This is a genomic window from Erythrobacter sp. SN021 (genome assembly GCF_021864455.1).
Genome location: NZ_JAKKUW010000260.1, coordinates 1 through 279 on the forward strand (window position 1 = coordinate 1; position 279 = coordinate 279).

Sequence of the window (279 nt, forward strand, 5' to 3'; positions counted from 1 at the left end):
GGTAGCTCCTTTGATGCTGCCGTTGATGTGTTGGATGCCGTGGTGGATGACGTCACTCGTCTGATTGAGGATTCTCCGGATGAGCGTCTGACGCCTGAACGGCTTGCGGGATATCGCTCGCAGGCGGTTCGGGAGTTTTACGCGGCTCATGGGATTCAATCTGGGCAGGAGAATATCCCAGATACTCCAGTATCGTCGCGGAATCGGCAAGAGCCCCTAACGCGAAACCGACAGCTGCAACGCAAGGGACCACACGCTTCTGCAAAAACTCCATCACTG

At 55.9% G+C, this 279-nt stretch carries 1 protein-coding gene; it reads right to left on the reverse strand.

Annotated elements, in window-relative coordinates:
* Positions 1 to 52: 52 nt before the first annotated feature.
* The coding region (locus L5849_RS15815) for a hypothetical protein (protein ID WP_236926319.1) at positions 53 to 279 on the reverse strand (227 nt) is incomplete at its 5' end.